Origin of the sequence: Nocardia sp. NPDC004068, from assembly GCF_042874315.1 — a bacterium.
Taxonomy (GTDB): domain Bacteria; phylum Actinomycetota; class Actinomycetes; order Mycobacteriales; family Mycobacteriaceae; genus Nocardia.
Genome location: NZ_JBIAMW010000015.1, coordinates 57,353 through 83,939, shown reverse-complemented (window position 1 = coordinate 83,939; position 26,587 = coordinate 57,353). Strand labels below are relative to the sequence as shown.

The following is a 26,587-nucleotide window of genomic DNA, read 5'->3' as shown; positions in this document are numbered from 1 at the left end:
CGCGGCTAGACCCGCAGGTTGCTGGCCGCGATGCTCCAGAAGGTGCCGCGATCGATGTCGGCGAAATCCCAGCCCTCGACGATCGCGTGCGAGGCCGCGACGATGGCGGGCACGTCGAAATCGTCCCGCGTCGCGGTGCCCTTGGCCTCCAGCTCGGCGATCACGTAGGCGGTGGCGGATTCGCAGGTGTTCGACACGGTGTGTTCTCCAATCGGTCGTAGGTACTTACGGTCGATCACGACTCGTAGCGGTCGCGATATCCCCGCTGTTTCTTCAACCGGGACGCGAACCGCGGACGAGCCGACACCGCGAGCGGCCCGTCGTCCCGGGAGGGGGATCCGTCAGGTGGAGGGGAGACGGATCCCGAGGACGACGGGTCGGTGCCTCGCGGCGGGCACGGAGGCCAGTCTGGTCGCTCGGCGACCGGTAGGCCAGCGCCGAACGCGCCACTCTCGGGCAAACGCGCCAAGTTCCGGCCGCCGCGGGGCGAGGAGAGCCGCATGTCAGGCTACGGCACCGCCGGCGGAATGGGCGCAATGACCGGGCAATCCCTAGCCGGTGGTTTGCGGCAACAACTCCTCGTAGCGGTACTCGGTGCTGATTCCCGTCCCGGTCGCATGCGCTTGCTCCTCCCGTTTGCGCAGGTCCACGCGGCGGATCTTGCCCGAGATGGTCTTGGGCAGGTCGTAGAACTCGACCCGGCGCACGCGCAGATAGGGGGCGAGGTGGTCGCGCGCGTATTCCAGGATGGCGCGGGCGGTTTCGGCGTCGGCGGCCCAGCCCTCGGCGAGCGCGACGTACGCCTTGGGCACGGCGAGCCGGGTCGCGTCGGGTTGCGGGACCACCGCGGCCTCGACCACGGCCGGATGTTCGATGAGCACGCTCTCCAGCTCGAACGGCGACACCTTGTAGTCCGAGCATTTGAACACGTCGTCGGTGCGGCCGATGTAGGTGATGTAGCCGTCGGCGTCGCGGGCCGCGACATCGCCGGTGTGGTAGTAACCGCCCGCCCGGACCGCCGAATCACGCTGCGGATCCCCGAGATACCCGGTCATGAGATTCACCGGCCGCGCGCCGAGATCCAGGCAGATCTCGCCCTCCTCGGCGAGGCGACCGTCGATCGGATCGACCAGCACCACCGGCACCCCGGGCGCGGGACGGCCCATCGAACCGGGTTTGACCGGCTGGCCGGGCGTATTGCCCACCTGGAGGGTGGTTTCGGTCTGGCCGAAGCCGTCACGGATGGTCAGTCCCCACGCGTCCGCCACCCGGGCGATGACATCCGGATTGAGCGGCTCCCCCGCGCCGAGGATCTCCCGCAACCCCGCCGGGCGCTCGCCGAGGTCGGCCTGGATCAGCATGCGCCACACCGTCGGTGGCGCGCAGAACGTGTTCACCTCCGCCCGGCGCAGCTGATCGAGCAGGGCCGCGGCGTCGAACCGGGCGTAGTTGTGGACGAAGATGGAGGCCTCGGCGATCCACGGCGCGAAGAAGCAGCTCCAGGCGTGTTTGGCCCAGCCCGGGGCGCTGATGGCCAGGTGCACGTCGCCCGGGCGCACCCCGATCCAGTACATGGTCGTCAGATGACCGACCGGATAGCTGATCTGGTTGTGCTGCACCAGCTTCGGCCTGCTCGTGGTGCCGGAGGTGAAGTACACCAGCAGCGGATCGTCGACCTCGGTGACCGTGTCGAACGAATGCGCCTCGGCGGCAGCCGAATCGGCGTAGTCGTGCCAGCCCGCGACCGGTTCGCCCACCGCGATCCGCACGTAGTCGCCCTCGACCTCGGCGAATTTGGCGGTGTCGGCGCTGTTGGCGAGGACGAATCGGCCCGCGCCCCGGGTGATCCGGTCGGTCAGATCCGCCGGGCCGAGGGCGGCGGTGGTGGGCATGATGACCGCGCCCAGTTTGGCGACGGCGAGCATCGCCTCCCACAGCTCGACCTGATTGCCCAGCATGAGGATGACCCGATCGCCCTTGCCGACCCCGAGCCCGGCCAGCCAGGTCGCGACCCGGTCGGAGCGGCGGGCCATCGCGTCGAAGCTGATCCGCTGCTCGCGGCCGTCCTCCTCGACGATCCACAGCGCGGTGCGCTCGTTGCCGCGTGCGATGACGTCGAACCAGTCGACGGCCCAGTTGAACCGGCCGCGCAGGTCCGGCCAGGCGAACTCGCGCACGGCGGCCTCGTAATCGGTTGCGTGCGTGAGCAACTGGTCGCGTGCGGCCCGGTAGCGTTCGGTGTTCGAGGTCACTGCGGGTCTCCTTCGGTGGTGGTCCCGGCGAACAGCCGGGCCGAGATCTCGCGCATCTCGACCTTGCGGATCTTGCCGGTGACCGTCATCGGGAACTCGTCGACGAGATGGACGTGGCGGGGGATCTTGTAGTGCGCGAGCCGCCCCGCGCAGAACTCGCGCAGCGCCTCGGCGGTCAATTCCGCCGCGCCCTCGCGCAGCCGGATCCAGGCCACCAGCTCCTCCCCGTACTTCGGATCGGGCACGCCGATCACCTGGGCGTCGAGGATGTCGGGATGGGTGTAGAGGAACTCCTCGATCTCGCGCGGATAGATGTTCTCCCCGCCCCGGATGACCATGTCCTTGATGCGCCCGGTGATGGCGACGTAGCCGTCGTCGTCCATGGTGGCCAGATCGCCGGTGTGCATCCAGCGCGCGGAATCGACGGCCTCGGCGGTCTTCTCGGGTTCGTTCCAGTAGCCGAGCATGACCGAGTAGCCGCGCGTGCACAGCTCGCCCGGTTCGCCACGCGGCACGGTCCGGCCCGTCGCCGGGTCGACGATCTTGATCTCCAGGTGCGGTCCCACCCGGCCGACCGTGGCGGTGCGCTGGGTCAGCGAATCGTCGCGGCGGGTCTGGGTGGAGACCGGGGAGGTCTCGGTCATGCCGTAGCAGATGCTCACCTCGGCCATGCCCATCCGCTCGATGACCTGCTTCATCACCTCGACCGGACAGGGTGAACCGGCCATGATGCCGGTGCGCAGCGACGACAGGTCGTGCTCGGCGAAACTCGGGTCGGCCAGTTCGGCGATGAACATGGTCGGCACCCCGTACAGCGACGTACAGCGTTCGGCCGCAACGGTTTCCAGGGTGGCGCGCGGATCGAAGGCGGCCGCGGGGATCACCATGGCCGCGCCGTGGCTGGTGGCCGCGAGATTGCCCATCACCATGCCGAAGCAGTGGTAGAAGGGGACGGGCAGGCAGATGCGGTCCGCCTCGGTGTAGCCGCACAACTCGCCGACGAAGTAGCCGTTGTTGAGGATGTTGTGGTGCGACAGCGTCGCGCCCTTGGGGAAACCCGTTGTGCCCGAGGTGTATTGGATATTGATCGGATCGTCCGCCGACAGCTCGGCCTGGGCGGCGCGCAGCTCGTCCGGATCGCGGTCCCGGCCCGCCGCCGCGAGGTTCGCCCAGTCGTCGCCGTCGAGCAGGACGACGCGCTCGAGGTCGCGGCACTCCGGCCGGATCTCGTCGATCATCGCCGCGTAGTCCGAACCCTTGAACTCGCGCGCCGCCACCAGCAGCCGAACCCCGGCCTGGGCCAGCACGTATCCCAGTTCGTGGGCGCGATAGGCCGGATTGATGGTGACCAGGATCGCGCCGATCCGCGCGGTGGCGTACTGCACCAGCGTCCACTCGGCGCGATTGGGCGCCCAGATGCCGACCCGGTCGCCCTTGCCGACACCCGCGGCCAGCAGTCCGAGCGCCACGGCGTCGACCTCGGCGGCGAACTCCCGATAGGTCCAGCGCGCCCCGGTCACCCGGTCGACGAGCGCCTCCCGGTCCGGATGCGCGGCGACCGTGCGGTCCAGATTCGCCCCGATGGTGTCGCCGAGCAGCGGCACGTCCCAGATTCCATGCGTATAACTGGCCGGTCGAGAGCGGCCCGTGATCGAACTCACGGTTATAGGATCCAGGTCACATTTCCCGTCCACTACCCCCGGAAAGGGGTACCGACATGACCGGCCCCGACCTGCTCCGCCCGCGCGACGCCGACGCCCTGCGCGCCGAACTGCGCCGGGTTGCCGGGGTGGCGGGGCTGCCGGTCGTGTTCGGCGGGCAGGTGCTCGGGGGGACGCTGGTGCTGAGCGAATTCTTCGGCACGCGCACCAACGCCATGCGCGGGCTCGCGGTCTCACCCGCCTCGGGGGTGGGCGGCGCGGCCGTGGCCACCCGGCGTCCGGCGTCGGTGTCGGACTACCGGGCGGCCTCCACGATCACCCATCACTACGACGGGCCCGTGCTCACCGAGGGGTTGCGCGCGGTGGTCGGGGTGCCGGTCGTGGTGGGCGGGCAGTCGCGGGCGGTGCTCTACGTGGCCAGCCGGGAGGCGGGTCCGATCGGCGATCGCGCGGCCGATCTGGTGGTGCGGGCCGGGCGCCGGTTGGCGGCCGAGTTGGCCGTCCGCGACGAGGTCGACCGGCGGTTGCGGCTGCGCGAGGCGGCCGTCCCGCAGGGGCCGGATCCCGTTGTCGCCGAACAACTTCGCGATATCCATGCCGAGGTCCGGGGGATCGCGCAGACGGTGACCGACGCCGCGGCCCGCGCCCGCCTGCGCGAGCTGTCCGATCGCCTCGCCCGGCTGATGTCCGGGCCCGAGATCCCCGGCGAGACACCGGCGCTCGCCCCGCGTGAACTCGACGTCCTCGCCCACGTCGCGCTCGGGTGCACGAACGCCGAAGCGGCCCAGCGTCTTTCGCTCCGGCCGGAGACCATCAAGAGTTATCTGCGCAGCGCAATGACCAAACTCGGGGCGCACACCCGGCACGAGGCCGTGGTCCGGGCCCGGCGTGCCGGTCTGCTGCCCTGAGCGGTCTCAGTCCTGCGGCTCGATCAGCTGGATGTCCAATTCGATCGCGATCTTGTCGCTGAGCATCGCCGACGGAACCTGGGTGGCGACACCGAATTCGGTGCGCTTCAGCGTCCCGGTCGCCGCGAAGCCGATGTGCCGGGCGTTGGTGTTCGGATTGTCCTGGATGCCACCCCATTCCACGTCCAGGGTGATCGGATGCGTCTCGCCGCCGATCGTCACCTCGCCGCTCACCTGGAAGTCCTCGGCCACGCGGACCGGCTCGGTGGCGCGGAAGGTCAGCGTGGGCCGCTTCTCCACGTCGAGCAGATCGGCGCTGCGCACATGCGCGTCGCGGTCGGCGTTGCCGGTGTCGAAGGAGTCCAGGTAGACCGTGGCCGAGATCGCGGCCGCGCCGGACTCGTCGACCACGAACTCGGTCTCGAAGCGGTTGAACCGCCCGCGCACCTTGGAGATGCCCAGATGCCGCACGGTGAAGTTGACCGCGGAGTGCGCGGTGTCCAGGGCCCACGAGCCCGTCTTCAGGGTCTGCTCGGAAGTCGTCATGCCCCCAGCCTTGCGGACCACGGTCCGGTTAACCACGCCGCGCTTATCCTGGCACTCGCAGGGCGCGGCTAACGAGGCGCGGATACGACAGGATGAACGGGTGGCAGCACGATCCGAATTCGCCGAATTCCTCATCGCTCGCCGCGCCCGCCTGCGGCCCGAGGACGTGGGGCTGCCCGTGGGACGCCGGCGGCGCACCCCGGGACTGCGCCGCGAGGAGGTGGCCGCCCTCGCCGGGGTCAGCGCCGACTATCTGGCCCGGCTCGAACAGGGCCGCGACACCAACCCCTCGACCTCGGTCCTCGGCGCGCTCGCGGACGCCCTGCGGCTCAACGATGTCGAGCGGCATCACTTCGTCAAACTGGCCCTGGGCGACCGGCACACCGGCGGCTGCCCGTCCAGTGCCGCCCCGGACGAGGTCCCCGACACCCTGCGGGCCGTGCTCGACGCGCTGGACCCGACCCCCGCGTTCGTCGTCGGCCGCCACCTCAACGTGCTGGCGTGGAACACGGCCTGGCGCGACTTCGTCGAACCCCTGGGCTTCTTCGACGCCGAGGTGCGCGGTGACCTCGCCCGCTACTTCTTCGCACACCCCGGCGCGCGGCGCTGGACCGACTGGGAGGCCACCGCGGACATGATCACCTCCCGGCTGCGCCTGTCCCGCTCGCTGTGGGCCGAGGACGAGGATCTCGCCGCCGCCGTGGCCGACCTCCAGGGCATCCCCGAGTTCGCCTGCCGCTGGGAAGAACATCGCATGAGCGATTTCCGCACGGGCACAATGCATCTGGATCACCCGCTGCGCGGGGTGGTGGAGATCGAGTTCGAAACCCTCGATCCCGCCGCCGATCAGAGCGTGCAGGTGTGGTTCCTCGACCGCCACGCCCGCAAACCGAATCTCCGGGTCGTCAACGAGTAACCTCCGGCGCGGTACGGTCGTATCGGCGAACTCCCGGCATACGTGACTCCGGTCACGTCCGCGTGCGGTTCGGCCGATGACGGTGTCCTTCCCACGAGCAGAGGAGGTGCCCGAGTGACCACGACGCCGACGGCACCCGAGGCAGCGCTCGACGACGCGACCCTCGCCGGCCGCGCGCGCGACGGCGATGTCCGGGCCTACGAGCAACTCGTGCTGCGCTATCAGGGACCGATGTTCCGGCTGGCCGCGCGGATGCTGGCCGACCGGGCCGAGGCCGAGGACGTCACGCAGGAGGTGTTCCTGACCGCGTGGCGGCGGATCGCGCAACTACAGGACGACTCGGCCTTCGCGGGCTGGCTGTACCGGATGACCACCAACCGCTGCCTCAACGTGTTGCGCTCGCGCAGGGTCGCCGCCGACGTCGACCCGGACACCACCGAATCACCGCGCGCGGACACCCGGCCCGAGCACGCGGCGCAGGTCAACGGCCAGCTCGCGGCCCTCACCGACGCGCTGCGACTGCTGACCCCCGAACAGCGGGCCTGCTGGTTGCTGCGCGAGGTGCACGGGCGGTCCTACGAGGAGATCGCCGAGATCGTCGGCACCAACGGCACCGCGGTACGCGGTCGAATCGCCCGCGCGCGGGCACAATTGGCGGAGGTGATGCGGCCATGGCGGTGACCGACGCGACCGACAGCGACTACCTGCTGCCGTGCGGACGCGGCCTGGAACGGGTGTGGGAACGGCTCGACGCGGTCGAGGACGGCCGGGGCGACGCGCACGAGATCGACTGCGCGCACTGCGCGGCCGCCCGGGAGAGCCTGCTCACCCTGCGCACCGCGACCCGCGAACTCGTCGAGGAACCCGATCCGCCGCCCCCGGATCTGTTCGGGCGCATCATGTCCGCGGTCCGCGCCGAGGTCCGGCGCGGTCGCACGCTCACGCTGCACACCCCGCATTCGGGCACCCTCGAGGTCAGTGACCAGGCCATCGCGGTCGTGCTGCGCTACGCCGCCGACACCGTCGACGGCGTGCGCGCCCGCGGCTGCCAGGTGCACGACCGCGGCCCCGCCGCCGATGGCGCGCTGGCCGTCGCGGTCGAGCTGACCATCGCGGTGCGGATGAGCGAAACCCCTGTCGCGCAGACGATCTCGCTGGTCCGCGAGCGGGTGCGGGCGGCGGCCTCGGCGCGCGTCGGCCTGGTCGTCGAACGCGTCGACGTGACCGTGGTCGACCTCTACGAGGAGGACCGATGACCGCCGCGGCCCGCGACACCGAATACGTCGTCACCGACGCGGTCATCGCCGGGGTGGCCGCGCGCGCGGCGGCCTCGGTGCCGGGTGTGCTGCGCCTGGAACCCGGTGTCCTCGGCCTGGTCGGGCACCTCGCGCGCTCCGGCCGTCAGCGGTGGACCGGACAGGAGTCCGCGCCCTCGACCGGCGTGCGGGTGCGCCGGGCGGGCGGCTGGCTGGCCGTCCACATCGATCTCTCGATCGCCGCGGGCGGCCGGGTCGGCGCGGTCGGCGAGGCCGTGCAGCGGCGGGTGGCCCGGGCGGTCGCCGAGCAGACCGGCGTGACCGTCGACGCCGTCTCGGTGACCGTGCTCGACATCGAACCGGGGACACCGTGAGAACGAACGACGCGCTGATCGACGAGCTGGTGGCCGCCATCGAGGCGGTCGAGGGCCTGCGCCCCGCGGTCCCGTTCGGCCTGCCCGACACCGGCTGGCTCCCGTGGGATCGCAAACGCGCTGCGGTGGAGGCGAATTCGGCCCTGATCGAACTGCGGGTGGTCGCCACCGCGCTGCCGCTGCCGCCGCTGTTGGACCGGCTCACCGAACGCGTCCGCGCGGTGCTGGTCGCCGCCGACCGGCCCGACGTCGCGCTGCGCGTGACCGTCACCGAACTCGACGCCGCCGCGTTTCGCGAGCCGAATTCGGGCAATCGCGCAGTTACCTAGATCACGCGTCCGGGCCGTGACGATTCGCTCGCGGTCGTGTCTATCGAGTGAAGTCCGTTATCCGCTGTACCGCAAGGGAATCGGGAGGAATCACCATGACCGGCACGACGAACGACAAGGCCGCGGGCACCACCAAGTCCGGCGCCGACTCGAAATCCGACAGCGCACTGGTTACCGATCAGGGCACCACCACCATCGCCGATGTCGTGGTGCAGAAGATCGCCGGGCTGGCCGCCCGCGAGGTGCGCGGCGTGCACGCCCTCGGCGGCGGCGCGGCCCGCGCGTTCGGCGCGCTGCGCGACCGCATTCCGGGCGCCTCGGCCAGTGTGGGACAAGGGGTTTCGGTCGAGGTCGGTGAGAAGCAGGCCGCCGTGGACCTGGAGCTGGTCGTCGAATACGGCGTGGCCATCGCCGAACTGGCCCGGCTGGTGCGGCGCAATGTCATCACCGCGATCGAGCAGATGACCGCGCTCGAGGTCGTCGAGGTCAATGTCAACGTCAACGACGTCTACATCGAGGGCGACGACGACGAGCAGCAGCCCGCCCGGGATCGGGTGCAGTGACATGAACGCCACCACGATCTGCCTGGTGTTCGGGCTGGCTCTCGGTTTCGCGGCCGCGTTCGGCGGATTCGGCGCGTTCGCCATCGTGCTCGTCTTCGGCGGGCTCGGCCTGCTCGTCGGCCGCTGGCTCGACGGCGAGGTCGACCTGTCGGGACTGGTTCGCCCGCAGCGTGATCGGGGTCGTCGATGACGGCCGTCGCCGAGTCCGCCGGAGATCTTCCGGGCCGGACGACGGTCGCCGAGCGGGCGGTCCGCCGGATCGCCGAACGGGCCGCGCGCGAGGTCGGCGGGGTCGAGGCGGGGGTGCGCGTCACCGCGCGCGTCGCCGGTGATTCCGCCACCCTCGACGTGCGGCTGCCCATCCGCTATCCGCTGCCGGTCGGCCGGGTGGCCGACGAATGCCGGGCCCATCTCATCGAACGCACCCGCGAGTTGGCCGGGCTGGCGGTGCCGCGGGTGGACATCGAGGTGTCCGAACTGCCGGTGGCCGTACCGAACGGGAGGGTCCGATGACGCGCCGATCGCGCCGCATCGCCCCGGCGGTGATCGTCGCCCTCGCCCTGTTGGCGGGGTCGATCGCCGTGGCGGTGTCGCTGATCCAGAAGCTCAGCGACCACAGGGAATTCGTCTCCTACACCGCGCTCGCGACCCGGCTGCACGACACCACCTGGTCCGCCGGTCCGGTGCTCGTCGGCGGAATCGCGGCCCTGGTGCTCGGGGCGGTGCTGCTGGCGGCGGCGCTGTGGCCCGGTCGATCGGTGGTCGTGCCGCTCGACGCCGAGGACGGCGTGCGCGCCGGGATCGCCCGGCGCAGCCTGCGGGGGGCGGTCCACGACGCGGTGCGTAGCGTCGACGGCGTGGACTCCGCACGAGTGCGGCTGGGCCGCAAGCGGATTCGCGTCAAGGGGCGCGGAGCCGACGCCGCGCCCGAGACCGTGCGCGCCGCGGTCGCCGAACGGCTCGGCACGATCGCGCCACGGGTGCCACCGCGGATCGAGACCGCGCTGCGCCCGGCGCGGACGGGAGGACGACGATGAGTTCGATCAACCGCCCGGCCCGGCTCAACCGGAGTCTGCTGGGGCTGATCGGCCTGCTGATCGCGGCCGCCGGTGGCTACGCCGTCGCCGCGCATCTGGGCGCCCTGCCCTGGGTGGATCGCGACGCGACGCTGGTGCCGGGCACCGCGGATCCGCCGCTGTGGGTGGAGTACCTGGTCGTGGCGGGCGCCGTGGTGCTCGCGCTGGCCGCGCTGCGCTGGCTCGCCGCGCAGGTCGGGCGGCTGCCCCGGGCGACGGAATGGGCGGTGGGCACCCCGGCCGCGACCGGTCGCACGGTCCTCGCCTCCGATACCGCGGCCGCGCCCCTGGCCGCCCATATCGAGTCCTACGACGACGTGCGCTCGGTGACCGCCCGGCTGTCGGGGCCCAGTCGCGCACCGGAACTGCATCTGGTGGTGACCGCCGCGCCGGACGCCGATCTCACCGAGTTGCGTCGCCGCATTCTCGGGCACGCCGTGCCGCGGCTGCGTCAGGCCCTCGATGTCGAGATCGTTCCGGTCAGCATGGAATTGCGGCTGGATTCGCGGGGCCGCTCCCGGTGATATGAAATCGGCCCGCGGCTCCGTGTCGTCAGGAGCCGCGAGCCGGTTCATGACAGGCGCTAACCCAGCCTGTCCCTGTTCTTGCCGCCGCGGTTGCGGCGCTCGGTGGGCATGTCACCGTCGGCGAGCATTTCCTCGTCGCGTTCCATATCCGGATCCCGCTTCATGGCCTGCTGGCCGCCGCGCGGCTGGTCCTTCATGCCCTTGCGGGACTTGTCTTTGGCATTGCGGTCCATCTTGGTGCCCATCGAAACCTCCGTATCGAATGGATTGCACGCTCAGGAAACTGCCAATCAATATCCTCACCGCGTCGAGTCGGGCGTGTCAACGCCTTGCGGGAAAAGGTATTCTGACCGGCCGGATGCGCGCTGAGCAGGCAATAAAGGGGAATTCCCGCTAATTCAGCCCGATCAATTCGCCGCCTCGGGCAGCCATTCTCTCGGGCGTGTCGAATGAGAAGTCGGTGCGCGCCGGATAGGGTTTCGTCATGCGGTCGACCAGGAGGAACCGATGACGAGCACGGTGACCGAATTCCCGTCTCCCGCCGCCGAATCCGCGTTCGAGCCACCGCGGCTGCGCACGGTCGACGACGAGTCGGTCACCGCGCTGGCGCACGCCGCCGCGCGCGAGATCACCGGCGTCGCAACGGATGTCGAGGTGCGCGCCCACGTGCGCGGCGACACCGTCGAACTCGCCGTCCGGTTGCCGATCCGCTACCCGCTGCCCATCTGGCGGGTGGCCGCGGTGACCCGACAGCACATCACCGACCGCGTCCGCCAGCGCGCGGGACTGACGGTGACCCGGATGGACATCGAGGTGAGCGCCCTCGTCACGGGAACGGGCGCGCGGTGACGGCCGTCGCCTGGACGACCCTCGCGGCGGGACTCGCGCTGCTGGCGGCGGCCGGGCTGTCGGGACGGAGGGTCCTGGTGCCGATGGTCGCCGACGACGAGATCACCGCCCGGGTCGCCCGGCGCGGACTGGCCACCGCCCTGCGCGTGGCGGCGCAGTCGGTGGCGGGTGTGCGCTCGGCGCGAATCAGGCTGGGCCGCAGCGGACTTCGCGTGGTGGCCAAGGCGGCGGGGGCGCGGCCCGGTCTGGCGGAGGAGGTCCGCGCGGCCGTCGACGCCCGGCTCGCGAATATCGGGCCGTGCGCGGGTTCGCGGTTCGGCCGCGTCCCGCTGGGCGCGTTCGGCGCGCTGTTCGTCGCCATCGGGTCCGTGACGGCCGCCCACCATCCGTCGCTCGTCCTGTCGGCGGCGGTGCTCGTCGGCGGCGTGAGTGTTCTCGGATTCGCCTGTCTCCGTGAGGTTTCCGCGCTATCGAGGCGGGCGACGGCGGCCCCGCGCTGGTGTGCCCGCCCGGCCGAGACGGACACCATCGTGATGGATTCGGCGGTCGCGGCCGGACCCGTCGCCGCCGATATCGAGACCTACGCCGGGGTGCGCTCGGTCACCGCGCGCCTGCTCGGCCCCGCCGTCGCACCCGAACTGCGCCTGACCGTCACCGCCGCACCCGACGCCGATGTGACCGCGCTGCGCCGCGAAATCATCGCCCACGCGCTGCCGCGCCTGCGCCAGGCCCTCGAGATCGACACCGTCGCAGTGCGTTTGGAGCTGCACTTCGCGCGTCAGTCCAGCGGACCGAGCACCCGCTCCACATAGGGATTGGCGAACCGGCCCTTGGGATCGAACCGGCGGCGCACCTCCTGGAACCGATCCCAGTGCGGATACCGCTCGCGCAGCGTGTCCGCGGTCTGGAAGTGCCGCTTGCCCCAGTGCGGGCGGCCCTCGAACGTATCGAAGATCTCCTCGCAGGCCCGGAAGTACGGCTCGTAGGGCATACCCCGATATTGGTGCACCGCGATATAGCAGGTGTCGCGGCCACCGGCGGGGGACAGGAACGCGTCGTCGGGCGCGACGAAACGCACCTCGGTCGGCATCGGCGAATCGAACCGACGCCCCAACTCCTTGATCCGCTCGATCGCCGCCACCGCGTGCTCGCGCGGGATCGCGTACTCCATCTCGGTGAACCGGATCAGCCTGGGGGAGGCGAAGACTCGATACGACCGGTCCACCTGCCGCCGATAGCTGCCCGCGTAGGCCGCGCCCCGATGGATCCACGGAATCAGCCGCGGCCGGGCGCGACTCAACCGGCACAGCGCGTCGAAGGTGTAGTTCGACATGAGGATGTCGGCGAACCAGTCCACGGCCTTGCCGCGCGGCCGCTCGGGCAGCGGCACCCGATTGTTGCGTTTGGTCATCGCCAGCGGGCTGTGGGCGAACATGTAGAACTCGAAATGTTCGTTGCCGTCGACGTATTCGTCCAGATCGGCGAGCACCTCCGCCACCGGAACCGGCCGCTCCACGCCCTCGAGCACGAACGACGGCACCAGCTGGAGCGTGACCGCGGTGACCACCCCGAGCGCGCCCACGCTCACCCGCGCCGCGCGCCAGCCGTCCGGATCGGACTGTTCGTTCAGCTCCACGCGACTGCCGTCGGCGAGCGTCAATTCGATAGAATGCAGTGCGGCGCTGAGGTTCTGGAGCGTGGCTCCGGTGCCGTGCGTCCCGGTCGCGGTGGCTCCGGCGATGGTCTGCACGTCGATGTCGCCGAGATTGGGGAACGCCAGGCCCATCGGGTGCAGCGCGGTGCTCAGCGCGTTGAGGGTCGCGCCCGCCTCGACCCGCACGAGCCCGGTCGCGCGGTCCACCCACTGGATGCGATCGAGCCCCGACAGCCGCAGCAGCAGGCCGTCGGTGAGCACGGCGTCGGTGAACGAATGGCCCGCGCCCGCGACCCGAACGGTCCGCCCGGCGCTGTCGGCGCGCGCCAGCAGCTCGGCCACCTCGTCGGCCGTTCGGGGAGTGGCGATCTCGGCCGGGGCACACGCCTGATCCCCGGCCCAGTTCATCCACGAGTTGGTCATGTGACCAACATTAGGGGATCGATGTGAGCCGCGCTACCTCTTGCGCGGGCAGACGGCCTCCTTCGCCTGCTCCACCTCGTCCTCGGTGAGCGGCGGCACGGTCAGTTCCAGTCGCGGGACGCCGTCCGCGCGCACCCCGTCGAGCACGATGGCCATATAGCGCCGCCACGTGTTCGGATTGATCGGGCGGGCGAAGGCGGCCATCGACTCGACCATGTTCACCATCGCGAAGAAGTCGGCGACGGTGATGCCGGGCCGCAGCACGCCCGCCGCGTGCGCGCGGGCCATGAGCTCCTCGAGCGCGGGCTTGATCCGGCAGCGCACCGACGCGAAACGTTCCTTGGCGTCGGGCAATTCGAGCATGACCTCGCCGAAACCGCGGTTGCCCGCCATGTGCTGGCACGCCCACTCGAACAGCTCGACCAGCCCCAGCCACGGATCCGGAACGCGGTTGCAGCGCTCGGTCGCCTCGGCCATCTCGGCCACGTGCCGATCGAAGACCTCCTCGATCAGCTCGCGCTTGTTGGCGAAGCGCCGATACACCGTCCCCACGCCCACCTTCGCGGCCTCGGCGACATCGTCGAGGGTGACGTCGAGGCCGCGCTCGGCGAACAGTTCGCGGGCGGCCTCGAGAATGCGTTGCTGGTTGCGGGCGGCGTCGGCGCGCAGGCGCCGAGGCTGTGACAAAGGCCCAGGTGGAGCGGGGGAAGTGGCGCGATTCACACGAAGATCCTAACAAGGACGGGGATTAACTGGAGGCTTTCTCTCCGTTATGGTGTTAGCTTACTCCGGTAAGTGGAGGAACTCTCTCCGCATATGTGTCGGCTATCACTTTCCCCGTAGGAGTCCCATGACTACCGCGCTCGACCTCGAAACGGAGGCGACGGAGACGTCGCCGAAAGCGGGCCGTCGCGGCTCGCATGCCCTGCGCTGGTGGGTGCTCGCCGTCCTCGGCGTGGCCCAGCTGATGGTCGTGCTCGACGCGACCGTGGTGAACATCGCGCTGCCCGAGGCGCAACGCGACCTCGGCTTCTCCAATGGCGACCGGCAGTGGGTGGTCACCGGGTACGCCCTGGCCTTCGGCAGCCTGCTGTTGCTCGGCGGTCGGCTGAGCGACCTGTTCGGTCGCCGCAACACTTTCCTCATCGGCCTGGTCGGTTTCGCCGTGGCCTCCGCCGTCGGCGGCGCGGCCAACGGCTTCGAGATGCTCGTCGTCGCGCGCGTCGCCCAGGGCGTGTTCGGCGCGCTGCTGGCCCCGGCCGCGCTGTCGCTGCTGACGGTCACCTTCACCGAGCCGTCCGAGCGGGCCAAGGCGTTCGGCATCTTCGGCGCGGTCGCGGGTGCGGGCGGCGCGCTCGGCCTGCTGCTCGGCGGCGCGCTCACCGAGTGGGCGTCGTGGCGCTGGGTGATGTACGTGAACCTGATCTTCGCCGCGGTGGCCTTCGTCGGCGGTGCGTTGTTGCTGGCCAAGCACGTCAGCGATCGGCGGCCGCGGCTGGACATCCCGGGCACGGCCGTGGTGACCGCCGCGTTGTTCGGCATCGTCTACGGCTTCTCGCACGCCGAGTCGCACGGCTGGTCCAACGGCGTGACGCTGGCCTTCCTGATCGGCGGCGTGCTGCTGCTGGGCGTGTTCGCCTGGCTGGAGACCCGGGTCGCGCATCCGCTGCTGCCGCTGCGCATCGTGCTCGACCGCACCCGCGGCACGTCGTATCTGACGGTGTTCGTCATGGGCATCGGGATGTTCGCGCTGTTCCTGTTCCTGACCTACTACATGCAGTTGACGCTGGGCTACACGCCGATCGTCACCGGTGTGGCCTTCCTGCCGATGGTCGCGGGCATGGTGCTGTCGTCCACGACCGTCCCGTCGCTGGTGCTGCCCAAGCTCGGCCCCAAGATCACGGTCACCGCGGGCTTCGTCCTCGCCGCGATCGGCATGGCCCTGCTGACCCGCATCGGCCTGGACACCGCGTACGCCACCCATGTCCTCCCGTCGCTGATCCTGATGGGTCTGGGCATCGGTAGCGCGCTCTCCCCGGCCTTCCAGGGGTCGACCGCGGGTGTGCACCACGAGGACGCGGGCGTCGCCTCGGCCATGGTCAACACCAGCCAGCAGGTCGGCGGCTCGATCGGCACGGCCCTGCTGAGCACCATCGCCTCCTCGGCCGCCGCCGACTATCTGAGCGGCCGCCAGCCCACGGCGGTGGCGGTGGCGGAATCCGCGATCCACAGCTACACCACCAGCTTCTGGTGGGCCACAGCGATTTTCGCGGTCGGGGCCGTGATCACGGCGATCCTCATGCCGAGCACGGTGCCCGCGCCCGCCGAGGGTGAGCCGGTGATCGTGCACTGAGAGTGAACGGCCGCGTCCCCGCGCGAGTGGATTGTGCGGGGACGCTCCGGGTTTCGCGGTGAGGCCCTCGTGCTCGGACGCAAGCGCCCCCGCCTAGATGAATCAGGCGGGGGCGCTTGTGTTTTCGTTCAGCAGTTGCTGGGAGCCGGGAGGTTGGCGAAGCGGTCGCCCAGGTAATTGAAGGCCTGGGCGGCCCCGGCGGCGATGGCCGTGCCGTGGTCCGCGCCCGGGATGATCTCGAACTGCACGCGGTCGCCTGCGGCGCAGTAGCGGCCCGCGACGTCCCGGGCGAGCCAGGGGTTCACCTGGTCGTTGGCGCCCGCCCACTGGTAGATCGGGGCGCGGGGGACACCGGGGTAGATCTCGAGGCTGTTCTCGTGCAGGACCGCGATCTGGCGGTCGCTGACATCGCTGACGCCGCCGTAGAAGTAATCGGTGAAGCTCTTGTTCGCGCCCGCGGCGATGATCTGATCGGTGCAGGCGTTGGCGATGCGGTTGCGCAATTCCCAGCCCGCCGGATTCAGATTCGCGTCCAGCGACATGACACCGGGGTACTCCCGTTCCAGGCCGACCGCCGCGGCGAAGCCCAGCCCGAACAGCGGGCTCGGATTCGCGCCGACGTCGAGGGCGAGTTTGCCGATGTTCACCGGCACCCCGCCCATGGCCGCGCCGACGATCGGCAGTTCGGGCGCGTACTCCGGCGCCATCGCGGCGGCGAATCCGGTCGCCATGCCGCCGCCGGAATACCCCGCCAAACCGACTGGGGCGTCGGCCAATCCGGCCGGGGCGAACCGCTTCACCGCGCGCACCCCGTCGAGCGTGAGCCGACCGCCGAGCTTGGCCGCCCCGTACGCGCTCACCGGACCCAGGTGATCGGGCACCGCGACCGCCCAGCCCCGGCCCAACAGCACGTTCAACGCCGGGGACTCCTGGAGACCGCCGTCGAACAGGGCGTGCGACGGGGCGCATTCGAGACCGAGCGAATTCACGAACGGCTGATACGACACGAGCGGCCGAGTGCCGCCGCCCGGGGGCAGCAGCAATGTCGTCACCGCGGCGATCGGCGCGTCGGCCGAATTCGTCGAGCGATAGACCAGTTGATAGGCCGTCGCACCCGGGAACCCGGTCGCGGCCACCGTCCGGCTGCGCACGACGTCTCCCGGCTGATAGTCCCCGATGTTCGGCGGCGCCGAATAGAACGGGTCGCCATCGGGCAGGGGAAAGATCGCCGCCCGCGCGGGCGCGGCCCCCATGCCACACACCACGGCCGAAATCAGCGCTGTCACCAATGTCATTGCGGCCCTGCGCCCGCCGGCCCGGGGCCTTCGGTGTACGACTCGATCATCCGCCATCGTCACTCCATCAATGTCGTCCGAATGAACGCCTTCCTGACGCAACACCCCACAAACCAACCGGCTCGGATTGATTGCTGAAGGCTATTACAGAGTCTCCCCCACCGCCACCATTTCAGCGCGCCCAACCGACCCCACCACCCCAGCCGCACCCTCTATTCGAATCCGCACCCCTTCCAAGGCCCGAAAGGGCGTGCGGATCCGAACAAGGGGTGCGGATCGAAGGCGAGCGGGGACACGCTCGGGTGACGCGCGTGCCGTCGGGTCGGGGGTCGCTGGCAGTTAGCATGACCCGATACGGTTGCGGTCGCGAATGGGAGGTTGCCCAGGTGGTTCGGCCGGTCGGCACGGGAGCGGGGAGATCCGCTCGTGCCGCCGGACGCGCGGAAACTCGTAAACTGCTCGAATCGGGTGTGACGGTCATCGGTTCGATGGATGGACGACGAAACGGCACGACGATCGGGGGTAGTCATGAGGCGAACAGCGGGGAGCGGTCGATGAGCGCCGAGCGCCGCGGCCGGATTCCGGCGGATCGTGGTCTGTCGGTGGGGTTCGATACGGTATCCCCTCTGGGTCCGGCACGGCTGGTGGGACCGTGATCCTGATGACGAGCCGGGCGCAGGTGATCAAGAAGGGAGGCCCGAGCATGGCCCACGATCGAGCCGGCCGACCGGCCCGGGCTACCGACCTGGAGGATCTCGCGCATCTGGTGACGGCCTACTACAGCCGAATTCCCGATCCGTCGGAGCCGGGACAGCTGGTCGCCTTCGGCACCTCGGGCCATCGCGGATCGAGCCTGGACTGCGCGTTCAACGAGGCGCACATCCTCGCCATCACCCAGGCCATCGTCGAGTACCGCGCCACCCGCGGCATCACCGGACCCGTGTACCTCGCCCGCGACACCCACGCCCTGTCCGAGCCCGCCTGGACCACCGCGCTCGAGGTCCTGGCCGCCAACGACGTCACCGCCGTCATCGACGCCCGCGGCCGCTACACGCCCACCCCGGTGCTGAGTCACGCTGTCCTGCGCCACAATCGGGGCGGCACCCGCCATCAGGCCGACGGCATCGTCGTCACCCCCTCGCACAACCCGCCCCGCGACGGCGGCTTCAAATACAACCCCCCGCACGGCGGCCCCGCCGACACCGTCGCCACCGACGCCATCGCCGAGCGTGCCAACGAGTTGCTGCGCGGCGGCCTGGCCGGGGTCAAGCGCACCACCTTGCAGCACGCGCTGGCCACCAGCGTCGAACGCTACGACTACCTCGACCACTACATCGCCGATCTGCCGAATGCCTTGAACCTGGACGCGATTCGCGGCGCGGGCATCCGGCTCGGCGCCGACCCCATGGGCGGCGCGAGCGTCGACTACTGGGAGGAGATCGGCCAGCGGTACGACCTCGAACTCGAGGTCGTCAACCCGTTCGTCGACCCGACCTGGCGGTTCATGACCCTCGACAGCGACGGCAAGATCCGCATGGATCCGTCCTCGCGCTACGCCATGGCGTCGCTGGTCGCCATTCGCGACGACTACGACATCTCCACGGGCAACGACGCCGACGCCGACCGGCACGGCGTGGTGACACCCGATGCGGGCCTGATGAATCCGAACCACTACCTGGCCGTCGCGATCGAATACCTCATCGCCAACCGGATGGGCTGGGACGCGCTGACCAAGATCGGCAAGACGGCGGTCACCTCCTCGATGATCGATCGCGTGGTAAGCGTTCTGGGCCGACAGGTGCACGAGGTCCCCGTCGGCTTCAAATGGTTCGTCCCCGGATTGTTCAGCGGCTCATTGGCTTTCGGCGGCGAGGAGAGCGCGGGCGCGTCCTTCCTCCGCATGGACGGCACCGTCTGGACCACCGACAAGGACGGCATCCTGCTCGCCCTACTCGCCGCCGAGATCACCGCCGTGACCGGCCAGAGCCCGTCGGCCCGCTACGCCGAACTCGAAAAGCGTTACGGCAGCCCGGCTTACGCGCGCATCGATGCCACCGCCACCCCGGACCAGAAGGCCCGGCTGGCCGCGCTCACACCGGACGACATCACCGCCACCGAGGTGGCGGGTGAGCCGATCATCGCGGTGCAGACCCGGGCGCGCGGGAACGGCGCCGCGCTTGGCGGGGTGAAGGTGACGACCGAGAACGCGTGGTTCGCGGCCCGGCCCTCGGGGACCGAGGACAAGTACAAGATCTACGCGGAGTCGTTTCACGGGCCGGATCATCTGGCGCAGGTGCAGGGGGCGGCGGAGGAGGTCGTGGGGCGGGCGTTGGGGGAGTGAGGGTTCGGGGCTTTTCGCGTTGAGTGGTTCGGTGTTCGCATCGGGCGCGCCGGTGCGCATGGCCTTTGTTCTGCTCGGAACTTGTTGTGCCGGTGGGTCATTGCCGCTCGGGCCGCCAGGTCCGGTGGGATATCGCCAGGGAGTCGGTGTCCGGCCCGGGTGGGGTCGCCCAGTTTCGGCGGGACGTCGGCAGCGAATCGGCGTCCGATCCGGGTGGGGTCGGCTGGTTTCGGTGGGACGTGGCCAGGGGGTCGGCGTCCGATCCGGTTGGGCTTGGCTAGTTTCGGTGGGACGTTGCCAGTGGGTCGGCGTCTGACCCGGGTCCGGTCGGCTGGTTTCGGTGAGGCGTCGCCAGGGAGTCGGCGTCAGGCCCGTTTGGGGTCCTCCAGCTCCGGCGGGACGTGGCCAGTGAGTCGACACCCGACCCGGGTGGGGTCGCCCAGATTCGGCGGGTTCGTTCGGTGGTGTCGAATCGGGGCCAGCCGGGGTCGCCGGTTGTGGCGAACGCTACGAACGCTTTGCGCATGGCCGCCGACAGGGCGGCGAAGTCCGGGGGAATGTTTGGGCCGATGAGATCTGTGGCGAGGGGGCCGCGGGGTGTGTCGAAGGTGAAGGGGACGTCGAGGCCGTGGCATGCCCGCAGGGCGCCGTCGCGCGCCGGGCTCGGCCATGCGAATTCGTAGAGGTACGAGGCGTTTTCGGCATTGGTGGCGGCCTCGGCGCACCACAGCGACGGCATTCGGAACAGGGCGTCGGAGAGGATCAGGGCGTGCAGTTCGTCGTCGGTGATGTTCGGATTTCCGAGCCGGTAGGTTCGGACCGCGCTCGCGTCGAGACCGCAGGCACGGGCGGTGTCGACGGGTTCGGTCTTGGACAGGTCCGCGTCCACCGTGAACATTCGCGCCTCGTCCGTGGTGAATCCGCACACGAGTTCGCGGCCGGTCGCGGACGTTCGGTAGCCGAGCCAGGGTGGGGCAGTGAACAATTCGTCGTCGACGATCACCGAGTAGGGCGCGTTCGGATGGGTCCATCGTCCCGGCTCGGCCGCCATGACGGCCACCGGTGTCATCTGGACCGCGTGGATCGCCTCGGGTGGCAGTGCCGCCAACGCCTCGACTGTCGGGCGGATGCCGAGCCGCGAGGTGATCATCGCCGAGACGGCACGAGCCTCGTCGGCGGGAACGAAGATCCTGCCCGGGCTCTGCGCGATTCCGCGCCGGAACAGATCCGGGGCGCGATCACCGGCCAGCAGGCCCACGACCGACGACGCGCCCGCCGACTGTCCGATCAAGGTCACCGCGTCCGGATCTCCGCCGAAGGCGGCGATATTGTCGTGCACCCAGCCGAGCGCGGCGATCTGGTCGAGTACGCCGCGGTTGCACGGCGCGTCGTCGACCCAGCCGAAGCCCTCGTATCCCACTCGATAGTTCACCGTGACCACCACGACCCCCGCGGCGGCGAGGGCAGCGCCGTCGAAATCGGTGGTGGCCGCGGTGCCGCCCAGGCACGCGCCGCCGTGCAGCCACACCATGACCGGCAGGCCGGAGGCGCCGACATCCGGGGTCCACACGTTCACGGTGAGGCATTCGGGGTCGTCGCCGGGATGCCAGAGGATCGGCTGCGGTACCGAGGAGCCGAACCTGCGCGCGTCGCGCACGCCGCTCCACCGCCGCGGCGGGCCCGGGGCCTGGAAGCGACGGGCGCCGACCAGGGGCGCGGCATAGGGGATGGCGAAGAAGGCGAAGGAATTCTCGCGCGCTTCGCCGCGGACCGCCCCACACGCCGCGCGAACGACCACGTCCATCGTGCCCCTCCCTGGTTCGGGTGTCTCCTGATATGAGTCACTGTACTAAAAAAGGAGGTTCGATGCCGAAAGTCGTCGATCGGACACAGCGACGCGACGCGTTGGCGGCCGCCCTGTGGCGCTTGGCCTATCGCGAGGGCTGGAATGCGGTGAGCCTGCGCCGGGTCGCCGCGGAGGCGGGATTGTCGCTCGGTTCGTTGCAGCACTACTTCGCCGGGCTCGACGATCTTCTCGACTACTCCGTCTCCGGCGTGCTCGACATCCTCGATGAGCGGCTCGTCGATCAACTCACGACGCTCGCCGAGCCCGCGGACGCCGAATCGACTGTGCGCGAAGCACTTCAGGGCATGATCCCCGGGGCCGTCGTCGATCCCGCGGCCGAGCGACCCGACGACAGCTGGCGGATACAGGTGATGGCATGGCTGGCCGTGGTGAACAGGGCCGCGCGGAACCCCGAGATGTCGGCCCGCTTGTCCGCGGGATCCGATCGACTCGCCGCGGCGATCGCGGCCGCGCTGTGTACGAGCGCGATCGGTCGTTCTCGCGAGGAGGCACTGCGTGAGGCACGGGGGCTCCTGGCTCTCGTCGAGGGCCTGCTGTTGCAACTCGCGCGGGGTTCCATCGAGCCGGGTGAAGCATCTTCGGTGATCAGTGGATTCGTCGCACGCGTCTTCGGGTGATCGGCCCGGGCGGGGAGGTCGGGCGACGCCACCTGATGCCGGACGGTGTGCCTGGCGGCAGCGCGCGGTCCAGCGGCAATGCGGTATCTGCGTTCCGCGGTCCCGGTGATCGCGCTCGCGGACGCCATTGTCGCCGTGCCGAGCACCCGGACCTGATGGAATGGATTGTTCGTTTCGAGGAGTTGTGATTCGGCGTGGACGACGGGTGTGATCGGTGAGGGAGAGCGGGGCCGGGCGGCTGCCGGTGGAGATCTGGGTGTTGGTGGGGGCGGCGTTTCTGATCGCGCTCGGCTTCGGGTTGGTGGCCCCGGCTCTGCCGCAGTACGCCTTGAGTTTCGGAGTCGGGGTGGCGGCCGCGTCGGCGATCGTGAGCGCGTTCGCGTTCATGCGGTTGTTGTTCGCCCCGGTGAGCGGGCGGTTGGTGCAGCGGCTGGGGGAGCGGTCGGTGTATTTGAGCGGCGTGCTGATCGTGGCCTTGTCGACGGGGGCTTGTGCTCTGGCGCAAAGCTATTGGCAGCTGATCGTGCTGCGGTCGCTCGGCGGGATCGGATCGACCATGTTCTCGGTGTCGTCGCTGGGACTGGTCATTCGGATGTCGCCGCCCGGACAGCGGGGGAGGGTGTCCGGACTGTGGTCGAGCAGCTTCCTGATCGGTTCGCTCGCCGGGCCGCTGATCGGCGGCGCGCTGGTCGGATTCGGGTTGCGGGTGCCGTTCGTGATCTACGCCGTCGCACTACTGGCCGCGACGGCCGTCGTGTACTGGAGTCTGCGCGACTCGCGGTTGGCCGCACCCGAGGCCCCGGGTGAGTTGCGGGTGATGACCTTCCGCGACGCGCTCGCGCGTCCGGCGTATCTCGCGGTGCTGTGGTCGAACTTCGCCAATGGCGCGGCCGTGTTCGGGGTGCGGATGGCTTTGGTTCCGCTGCTGGTGGTTTCGGTGCTGGGGCTCTCGCCGGGGCTGGCGGGTGTGGCGCTGACGGTGTTCGCGGCGGGCAACGCGGCGGTGCTGTTCGTCTCGGGGCGGCTGTCGGATCGCTTGGGCCGCAAGCCTTTTCTGGTCGTCGGCACGGTGGTGTGCGCCGTCGGGACCATTCTGCTCGGCCTGTCGGAGAATCTGACCTGGCTGCTGGTGTCCTCGTTCATCGCCGGACTCGGGTCGGGCATGTACACCCCGGCGCAGCAGGCCACGGTCGCCGACGTCATCGGGCCCCGGGCCCGGGGCGGGCCGGTGCTGGCCGGATTCCAGATGGCCGCTGATCTGGGGACCGTCATCGGCCCGATCGCCGTGGGCGCCATCGCGCAACGAGCGTCGTTCGGGGTGGCGCTCGCCGTGACGGGGGCGCTCCTGGTCGCGGCCTCGTTGTGCTGGGTGCTGGTTCCGGAGCCGATGCGGCGGCGGGCCGTCGTCGACGCGTGAGTCGGCGTCGAATCGCCGGTTCGGTTTTGGCAGAGTGGACGCCGTGAACTCCTCCTCCGGATCGAAGTACACGCCGCGACCCATGTCCAGCCGAACCACGTACGCCCTGGGCGGTGTCGCCCTGCTGGTGATCGTGCTGATCGTCGTGCTCGTCGTGCGTTGGAACAGCGATCACTCCTTGAAGGTCCAGGGCGACGGGTACGGTCCGGTGCACGATCCGGCCGTCAGCGTGCTGCTCGACTCCGACGGCGCGATCGTGCTCGGAAAAGCCAACGCCGCCAAGACGATCGACGTCTACGAGGATCCGATGTGCCCGAATTGCGGCTCGCTGGAACACCTCTACGGTCAGCTGATCGCGCAGAAGATCGACCAGGGCAAGCTGGCCGTGCGCTATCGCCTCGTCAACTTCCTGGACCAGAAGTCGGGCAGCAAGGACTACTCGACCCGCGCCGTCGCCGCCAACGAGTGCGTCGCCGACGCCGGGAACGGGCCGGTGTACTCGAAGTTCCACACCGCGCTGTTCACCACCAAGCAACCCAGTGAGAACGGCGGCGACCTCGGCAACGAGCAGTTGGCCGCCATCGCCGCCGAGGCCGGGGCTCCCGCCGAGGTGCAGCAGTGCATCACGAAGGGGCAGCGCGTCGATTCGGCGCGCAACCACGCCCAGTCGGCCATGACCACCCTGAAGGCGGCCGTCGGCGAGGTGCGCACCCCGACCGTGCTCGACGGCTCGAACGATCTGAACCTCAACGACTCCGGCTGGGTCGACAAGGTCGCGCCGTAGCGCGGACGCCCGGGCGGCATCCCCAGCCGTCCGGGCGCCCGCTCCCCGCGCGGTGCCGACCCGCGGGCTACTCCTCGCCCAGTTCGTCGGTGAGCAGGGCCTCGTAGATTCGGTTGCGCGCGTCCGCGATCGCGTTGATCGTGTCGCGCAACTGCTGTGCCATGGCCGCGTAGCCGCAACCGGATTCGGCCTTGTCCAGTTCGGCTTCCAGCCGCCTGCGGATCTGCTCGAGACCGGCGATCCGCTCGCGTTCCACTCCGACATCGATGACCGTCGGCGCCGGAGGAGGGTCCGGGTTGTCCATCGCTGTGCCGTGTCCTCATGATCCTGGTAGGTGTTCATCGGCCCTGGTTCTCCAGGGCGTAGGGACGGTCGTCCTCCGGAATCGCCGTCGACAGCCCGGGATGGAGCGGAACGTCTCGTTCGAGGGGATAGGTGAGGTCGAGCGCGGCCGCGGGCGGCGCCTCGGTCTCCTCCGCGGGCTGCGGCCAGGGCAGTCGCGGGGCCTCGATATCGGTGTGCGGGAACAGATATCGCGCGCCCTCCCGCACGGTCGTGCGGACATCGCCCTCGGGACTGGTCCATTCGAGGCGATCGGCGTCGAGACGGTCTGTGCGCCAGGCGGTTTCGCCGTCGTCGGCCGCCTTCTTGAGCCGATGATGCCGCGTGCACAGGACCGCGAGATTCGACGGCACCGTCGCACCGCCGCGCCGGGGGTGGGCGCGATCGAAGGGTCTGCTGTGGTCGATCCGGCCCAGCGTGGCGGGCATGGTGCAGCCCGGGAACCGGCAGAGCCCGTCCACGGCCCGCACCTCCCGATCCAGCCATACCGGAGGCTCCTCCCGATCGGCCTCCTCGTCGCCGCTCGGATCCTCCGTCCGTTCCGGAATCACTTGGAACTCGGCCGATTCGGCGATCCGCCGCGCCAGCTCCGCGTCGATCGGCCCGTACCCCGCCAAGAGCGCCGGATCCTCCCGCGACCCCAACAGGCTCTCCGCCGAGATCCCGATCTGAACCAGCGGCCGACGTCTCTCGCCACTCGATTTCGGTGCGGGACAACGCTTCCCGCGCCCACACTCGCATCGCAACCGCCCCGACCCGTCCGCGAGCGCCACCAACGCGTCGGCCCGCCGCTGCGGCATCGTGCGCGGATCCTCTTCGCACACCTCGTGACTCATCTCCCGCAACCGCATCGCGACCGTCTGCGCGGCGGCCGCGGGCAACAACCCGTCGAACAGCGCCACCCCGTCGCGCACGCCCCTGATCCGCACATCCCGCTCGCCCTCCCGCACCTCCCGTCTGCGCCGCTCACCCTCCGGATCCAGCCGCCCGACCCACCGCCGCCCCGTATGCCGCAACCGCACCGGATCCGCCCGATCCGCCGCCTCGATCAACTTCGGCTCCAACTCCGCCCGCGCCGCGGCCGTGACCCCCCGCGCTGTCTCGACCACGACCTGCGTCCGCGCCAGATCGATCCGCCCCGACGCGAAAGCCGCACGCGTAGCGGGCATCTCATCGAGCCCCAGCCCCACATCGATCAGCGCCGCCGCCACTCGCTCGGACACCCGCACGGCCATCGCCACCTCACTGGCCGCGAACTCCCCGGCCCGCCCGTCGTCCCCCTCCTCTCCCCGCTCCTCCCGTCGCCGCCGATACAGCTCGCGCACCGCCAACACCTCGGCCGCCTGCGCGAACGCCGCCGCCCCATGTGCCCGCCGCAGCGCATCGATCAGCCCCTCATCGCTCATCGCCTGAAGCTCTCCGCCGTCGAACATGTGTTCGATCCTACCTTTCGAACACCAGTTCCACCAGCCCCCCGACCAGCCGATTTGGCCCCACATCCGCCAGTGGTGTAACTTCATTCAAGCCAACGGGGAGCCCCCCGAAGGCAACACCACGGGGCTATGGCGCAGCTGGTAGCGCACCACACTGGCAGTGTGGGGGTCAGGGGTTCGAGTCCCCTTAGCTCCACCTTGGAGGGTGTACTAGAACACGGTGCCGAATCAATGCCGTGTAGTAGTACGCCGACGCCATCGCTTCCGTGTGAAGCGGTGGCGTTTTTCGTTTTAGCGGCCCCATCGTCTGTCAGGGGGGATGCGGTGGGGTGGCCGGTTCCGCGTGCGCGTTGGATCGCGTGGAGACGGTTGAACGGTTCGTGGAGACGGTGGTCGGCGATCTGTTCGTCCTCAATGTAGAGGGCGCGGAAGATGGTTTGGTTGAGCATCCGGCGTTGGTGGTCGTTGCATCGGCGGTAGAGCTGTTGGGGGTTCTCGAGTAGTTCGAGCGCTATGTCGATGAGTTTGGCGCTGTCGGAGAGGTTTTCGGTCGTGGTGGTCAGGCGCTGCGTCAGGCGTTGGCGGTCGCGGGCGATCTCCTGGAGTTTGGTTTTGATCTTGAGTTGCGGCGCGGTGGCGTCTGCGGCCAGTTCGATCAGGTTGTCTTCGCGGGTGTCCAATGCCTGTAGTTCGGTGGTGAGTTGTTTGTGGAGTAGTCGCTCGGCCGCGTCTCGTTCGTTGATCACCGTGGTCACGTGTGCGCGGACTTCGGCGATGAACTCGGCGCTGAAGCGCACGGTCGCG

General features: G+C 69.9%; 30 protein-coding genes and 1 tRNA gene. 20 read left to right on the top strand and 11 right to left on the bottom strand.

Annotated elements, in window-relative coordinates; all coding sequences use genetic code 11:
- Nucleotides 1–5: 5 nt before the first annotated feature.
- The 3 genes from ACFYTQ_RS30610 to ACFYTQ_RS30600 form a co-directional block, all read right to left on the bottom strand.
- Nucleotides 6–197 (bottom strand): hypothetical protein, encoded by a 192-nt coding sequence (locus ACFYTQ_RS30610; protein ID WP_387368545.1) that lies wholly within the window; start codon nt 195–197, stop codon nt 6–8.
- 354 nt (nt 198–551) lie between these two features.
- Nucleotides 552–2,252, bottom strand: a complete 1,701-nt coding sequence (locus ACFYTQ_RS30605; RefSeq protein ID WP_387368543.1) for an AMP-binding protein — start codon at nt 2,250–2,252, stop codon at nt 552–554.
- Nucleotides 2,249–3,913, bottom strand: a complete 1,665-nt coding sequence (locus ACFYTQ_RS30600; RefSeq protein ID WP_387368541.1) for an AMP-binding protein — start codon at nt 3,911–3,913, stop codon at nt 2,249–2,251. The genes ACFYTQ_RS30605 and ACFYTQ_RS30600 overlap by 4 nt, the downstream gene beginning before the upstream one ends.
- 56 nt (nt 3,914–3,969) lie before the next feature.
- Between ACFYTQ_RS30600 and ACFYTQ_RS30595 the strand changes: the two genes are divergently transcribed.
- Nucleotides 3,970–4,821 carry a response regulator transcription factor gene (locus tag ACFYTQ_RS30595; protein ID WP_387368539.1) on the top strand — a complete coding sequence of 284 codons (852 nt, stop codon included), beginning with the start codon at nt 3,970–3,972 and terminating at the stop codon, nt 4,819–4,821.
- A gap of 6 nt (nt 4,822–4,827) precedes the next feature.
- Here ACFYTQ_RS30595 and ACFYTQ_RS30590 read toward each other — a convergent pair whose 3' ends face one another.
- Nucleotides 4,828–5,367, bottom strand: a complete 540-nt coding sequence (locus ACFYTQ_RS30590; protein WP_387368537.1) for a YceI family protein — start codon at nt 5,365–5,367, stop codon at nt 4,828–4,830.
- A 100-nt stretch (nt 5,368–5,467) separates the two neighbouring features.
- Between ACFYTQ_RS30590 and ACFYTQ_RS30585 the strand changes: the two genes are divergently transcribed.
- From ACFYTQ_RS30585 to ACFYTQ_RS30540, 10 genes are all read left to right on the top strand, one after another.
- Nucleotides 5,468–6,283 (top strand): helix-turn-helix transcriptional regulator, encoded by an 816-nt coding sequence (locus ACFYTQ_RS30585; protein ID WP_387368535.1) that lies wholly within the window; start codon nt 5,468–5,470, stop codon nt 6,281–6,283.
- A 114-nt stretch (nt 6,284–6,397) separates the two neighbouring features.
- Nucleotides 6,398–6,964, top strand: coding sequence for an RNA polymerase sigma factor (locus tag ACFYTQ_RS30580; protein WP_387368533.1), 567 nt, complete (start codon nt 6,398–6,400; stop codon nt 6,962–6,964).
- Entirely contained in the window at nt 6,955–7,539 is a 585-nt protein-coding gene (locus ACFYTQ_RS30575; protein ID WP_387368531.1) for an Asp23/Gls24 family envelope stress response protein, read from the top strand. Before ACFYTQ_RS30580 ends, ACFYTQ_RS30575 begins: the two co-directional genes overlap by 10 nt.
- On the top strand, nt 7,536–7,913 hold the full coding sequence (locus ACFYTQ_RS30570) for an Asp23/Gls24 family envelope stress response protein (protein ID WP_387368529.1): 378 nt from the start codon (nt 7,536–7,538) through the stop codon (nt 7,911–7,913). The genes ACFYTQ_RS30575 and ACFYTQ_RS30570 overlap by 4 nt, the downstream gene beginning before the upstream one ends.
- The gene (locus ACFYTQ_RS30565; RefSeq protein ID WP_387368527.1) at nt 7,910–8,242 is read left to right on the top strand and encodes a hypothetical protein; all 333 of its coding nucleotides are present in this window, start codon (nt 7,910–7,912) and stop codon (nt 8,240–8,242) included. Before ACFYTQ_RS30570 ends, ACFYTQ_RS30565 begins: the two co-directional genes overlap by 4 nt.
- Before the next feature lie 95 nt (nt 8,243–8,337).
- On the top strand, nt 8,338–8,805 hold the full coding sequence (locus ACFYTQ_RS30560) for an Asp23/Gls24 family envelope stress response protein (protein ID WP_387368525.1): 468 nt from the start codon (nt 8,338–8,340) through the stop codon (nt 8,803–8,805).
- A 1-nt stretch (nt 8,806) separates the two neighbouring features.
- Entirely contained in the window at nt 8,807–8,995 is a 189-nt protein-coding gene (locus ACFYTQ_RS30555; RefSeq protein ID WP_387368523.1) for a hypothetical protein, read from the top strand.
- On the top strand, nt 8,992–9,318 hold the full coding sequence (locus ACFYTQ_RS30550; protein WP_387368521.1) for an Asp23/Gls24 family envelope stress response protein: 327 nt from the start codon (nt 8,992–8,994) through the stop codon (nt 9,316–9,318). The genes ACFYTQ_RS30555 and ACFYTQ_RS30550 overlap by 4 nt, the downstream gene beginning before the upstream one ends.
- Entirely contained in the window at nt 9,315–9,842 is a 528-nt protein-coding gene (locus ACFYTQ_RS30545) for a DUF6286 domain-containing protein (protein WP_387368520.1), read from the top strand. The genes ACFYTQ_RS30550 and ACFYTQ_RS30545 overlap by 4 nt, the downstream gene beginning before the upstream one ends.
- Nucleotides 9,839–10,405, top strand: coding sequence for an alkaline shock response membrane anchor protein AmaP (locus tag ACFYTQ_RS30540; RefSeq protein ID WP_387368518.1), 567 nt, complete (start codon nt 9,839–9,841; stop codon nt 10,403–10,405). The genes ACFYTQ_RS30545 and ACFYTQ_RS30540 overlap by 4 nt, the downstream gene beginning before the upstream one ends.
- A 59-nt stretch (nt 10,406–10,464) precedes the next feature.
- Here ACFYTQ_RS30540 and ACFYTQ_RS30535 read toward each other — a convergent pair whose 3' ends face one another.
- Nucleotides 10,465–10,653 carry a hypothetical protein gene (locus ACFYTQ_RS30535; protein WP_387368516.1) on the bottom strand — a complete coding sequence of 63 codons (189 nt, stop codon included), beginning with the start codon at nt 10,651–10,653 and terminating at the stop codon, nt 10,465–10,467.
- Nucleotides 10,654–10,915: 262 nt separating this feature from the next.
- Between ACFYTQ_RS30535 and ACFYTQ_RS30530 the strand changes: the two genes are divergently transcribed.
- Together ACFYTQ_RS30530 and ACFYTQ_RS30525 are read left to right on the top strand one after the other, a co-directional pair.
- On the top strand, nt 10,916–11,257 hold the full coding sequence (locus tag ACFYTQ_RS30530; RefSeq protein WP_387368514.1) for an Asp23/Gls24 family envelope stress response protein: 342 nt from the start codon (nt 10,916–10,918) through the stop codon (nt 11,255–11,257).
- Nucleotides 11,254–12,069: a DUF6286 domain-containing protein gene (locus ACFYTQ_RS30525; protein WP_387368512.1), complete on the top strand. Its 816-nt coding sequence runs from the start codon at nt 11,254–11,256 to the stop codon at nt 12,067–12,069. Before ACFYTQ_RS30530 ends, ACFYTQ_RS30525 begins: the two co-directional genes overlap by 4 nt.
- Here the strand turns inward: ACFYTQ_RS30525 and ACFYTQ_RS30520 are convergent.
- A complete protein-coding gene (locus ACFYTQ_RS30520) occupies nt 12,036–13,334 on the bottom strand; it encodes a D-arabinono-1,4-lactone oxidase (protein WP_387368510.1) in 1,299 nt (432 codons plus the stop codon). The two genes, ACFYTQ_RS30525 and ACFYTQ_RS30520, sit on opposite strands and share 34 nt — an antisense overlap.
- 33 nt (nt 13,335–13,367) lie before the next feature.
- Nucleotides 13,368–14,021, bottom strand: coding sequence for a TetR/AcrR family transcriptional regulator (locus tag ACFYTQ_RS30515; RefSeq protein WP_387368508.1), 654 nt, complete (start codon nt 14,019–14,021; stop codon nt 13,368–13,370).
- Between the two features lie 163 nt (nt 14,022–14,184).
- Between ACFYTQ_RS30515 and ACFYTQ_RS30510 the strand changes: the two genes are divergently transcribed.
- Entirely contained in the window at nt 14,185–15,687 is a 1,503-nt protein-coding gene (locus ACFYTQ_RS30510; protein WP_387368506.1) for an MFS transporter, read from the top strand.
- Nucleotides 15,688–15,815: 128 nt separating this feature from the next.
- Here ACFYTQ_RS30510 and ACFYTQ_RS30505 read toward each other — a convergent pair whose 3' ends face one another.
- Nucleotides 15,816–16,982 (bottom strand): lipase family protein, encoded by a 1,167-nt coding sequence (locus ACFYTQ_RS30505; RefSeq protein ID WP_387368504.1) that lies wholly within the window; start codon nt 16,980–16,982, stop codon nt 15,816–15,818.
- Nucleotides 16,983–17,685: 703 nt separating this feature from the next.
- Here ACFYTQ_RS30505 and pgm point away from each other — a divergent pair.
- A complete protein-coding gene (gene pgm, locus ACFYTQ_RS30500) occupies nt 17,686–19,323 on the top strand; it encodes a phosphoglucomutase (alpha-D-glucose-1,6-bisphosphate-dependent) (RefSeq protein ID WP_387368502.1) in 1,638 nt (545 codons plus the stop codon).
- Between the two features lie 277 nt (nt 19,324–19,600).
- Here the strand turns inward: pgm and ACFYTQ_RS30495 are convergent, their stop codons facing one another.
- The gene (locus tag ACFYTQ_RS30495) at nt 19,601–21,127 is read right to left on the bottom strand and encodes a carboxylesterase/lipase family protein (RefSeq protein WP_387368500.1); all 1,527 of its coding nucleotides are present in this window, start codon (nt 21,125–21,127) and stop codon (nt 19,601–19,603) included.
- 62 nt (nt 21,128–21,189) lie between these two features.
- Between ACFYTQ_RS30495 and ACFYTQ_RS30490 the strand changes: the two genes are divergently transcribed.
- The 3 genes from ACFYTQ_RS30490 (at nt 21,190) to ACFYTQ_RS30480 (ending at nt 24,008) form a co-directional block, all read left to right on the top strand.
- Nucleotides 21,190–21,807, top strand: a complete 618-nt coding sequence (locus ACFYTQ_RS30490) for a TetR/AcrR family transcriptional regulator (protein ID WP_387368498.1) — start codon at nt 21,190–21,192, stop codon at nt 21,805–21,807.
- 214 nt (nt 21,808–22,021) lie between these two features.
- Nucleotides 22,022–23,224 (top strand): MFS transporter, encoded by a 1,203-nt coding sequence (locus ACFYTQ_RS30485; RefSeq protein ID WP_387368496.1) that lies wholly within the window; start codon nt 22,022–22,024, stop codon nt 23,222–23,224.
- Nucleotides 23,225–23,306: 82 nt separating this feature from the next.
- A complete protein-coding gene (locus ACFYTQ_RS30480) occupies nt 23,307–24,008 on the top strand; it encodes a DsbA family protein (protein ID WP_387368494.1) in 702 nt (233 codons plus the stop codon).
- 67 nt (nt 24,009–24,075) lie between these two features.
- On the opposite strand, the gene ACFYTQ_RS30475 is transcribed toward ACFYTQ_RS30480, so the two are convergent.
- Nucleotides 24,076–24,312: a hypothetical protein gene (locus ACFYTQ_RS30475; protein WP_387368492.1), complete on the bottom strand. Its 237-nt coding sequence runs from the start codon at nt 24,310–24,312 to the stop codon at nt 24,076–24,078.
- Between the two features lie 34 nt (nt 24,313–24,346).
- Nucleotides 24,347–25,783 (bottom strand): DUF222 domain-containing protein, encoded by a 1,437-nt coding sequence (locus ACFYTQ_RS30470; RefSeq protein WP_387368490.1) that lies wholly within the window; start codon nt 25,781–25,783, stop codon nt 24,347–24,349.
- A gap of 123 nt (nt 25,784–25,906) precedes the next feature.
- On the opposite strand from ACFYTQ_RS30470, the gene ACFYTQ_RS30465 reads away from it, so the two are divergent.
- Both ACFYTQ_RS30465 and ACFYTQ_RS30460 read left to right on the top strand, forming a co-directional pair.
- Nucleotides 25,907–25,979, top strand: a tRNA-Ala gene (locus ACFYTQ_RS30465).
- Between the two features lie 133 nt (nt 25,980–26,112).
- Nucleotides 26,113–26,286: a hypothetical protein gene (locus ACFYTQ_RS30460; protein ID WP_219822978.1), complete on the top strand. Its 174-nt coding sequence runs from the start codon at nt 26,113–26,115 to the stop codon at nt 26,284–26,286.
- The last annotated feature ends 301 nt before the right edge of the window (nt 26,287–26,587 follow it).

Bases quoted from the DNA above. Each gene is read 5' to 3' on its own strand.
- ACFYTQ_RS30550 (WP_387368521.1), top strand. From the start codon at position 8,992: ATGACGGCCGTCGCCGAGTCCGCCGGAGATCTTCCGGGCCGGACGACG.
- ACFYTQ_RS30575 (WP_387368531.1), top strand. From the start codon at position 6,955: ATGGCGGTGACCGACGCGACCGACAGCGACTACCTGCTGCCGTGCGGA.
- ACFYTQ_RS30490 (WP_387368498.1), top strand. From the start codon at position 21,190: ATGCCGAAAGTCGTCGATCGGACACAGCGACGCGACGCGTTGGCGGCC.
- ACFYTQ_RS30475 (WP_387368492.1), bottom strand. From the start codon at position 24,312: ATGGACAACCCGGACCCTCCTCCGGCGCCGACGGTCATCGATGTCGGA.
- ACFYTQ_RS30535 (WP_387368516.1), bottom strand. From the start codon at position 10,653: ATGGGCACCAAGATGGACCGCAATGCCAAAGACAAGTCCCGCAAGGGC.
- ACFYTQ_RS30470 (WP_387368490.1), bottom strand. From the start codon at position 25,783: ATGTTCGACGGCGGAGAGCTTCAGGCGATGAGCGATGAGGGGCTGATC.
- ACFYTQ_RS30545 (WP_387368520.1), top strand. From the start codon at position 9,315: ATGACGCGCCGATCGCGCCGCATCGCCCCGGCGGTGATCGTCGCCCTC.
- ACFYTQ_RS30595 (WP_387368539.1), top strand. From the start codon at position 3,970: ATGACCGGCCCCGACCTGCTCCGCCCGCGCGACGCCGACGCCCTGCGC.
- ACFYTQ_RS30560 (WP_387368525.1), top strand. From the start codon at position 8,338: ATGACCGGCACGACGAACGACAAGGCCGCGGGCACCACCAAGTCCGGC.
- ACFYTQ_RS30530 (WP_387368514.1), top strand. From the start codon at position 10,916: ATGACGAGCACGGTGACCGAATTCCCGTCTCCCGCCGCCGAATCCGCG.
- pgm (WP_387368502.1), top strand. From the start codon at position 17,686: ATGGCCCACGATCGAGCCGGCCGACCGGCCCGGGCTACCGACCTGGAG.
- ACFYTQ_RS30510 (WP_387368506.1), top strand. From the start codon at position 14,185: ATGACTACCGCGCTCGACCTCGAAACGGAGGCGACGGAGACGTCGCCG.
- ACFYTQ_RS30570 (WP_387368529.1), top strand. From the start codon at position 7,536: ATGACCGCCGCGGCCCGCGACACCGAATACGTCGTCACCGACGCGGTC.
- ACFYTQ_RS30505 (WP_387368504.1), bottom strand. From the start codon at position 16,982: ATGACATTGGTGACAGCGCTGATTTCGGCCGTGGTGTGTGGCATGGGG.
- ACFYTQ_RS30555 (WP_387368523.1), top strand. From the start codon at position 8,807: ATGAACGCCACCACGATCTGCCTGGTGTTCGGGCTGGCTCTCGGTTTC.
- ACFYTQ_RS30540 (WP_387368518.1), top strand. From the start codon at position 9,839: ATGAGTTCGATCAACCGCCCGGCCCGGCTCAACCGGAGTCTGCTGGGG.
- ACFYTQ_RS30520 (WP_387368510.1), bottom strand. From the start codon at position 13,334: ATGACCAACTCGTGGATGAACTGGGCCGGGGATCAGGCGTGTGCCCCG.
- ACFYTQ_RS30495 (WP_387368500.1), bottom strand. From the start codon at position 21,127: ATGGACGTGGTCGTTCGCGCGGCGTGTGGGGCGGTCCGCGGCGAAGCG.
- ACFYTQ_RS30480 (WP_387368494.1), top strand. From the start codon at position 23,307: ATGTCCAGCCGAACCACGTACGCCCTGGGCGGTGTCGCCCTGCTGGTG.
- ACFYTQ_RS30590 (WP_387368537.1), bottom strand. From the start codon at position 5,367: ATGACGACTTCCGAGCAGACCCTGAAGACGGGCTCGTGGGCCCTGGAC.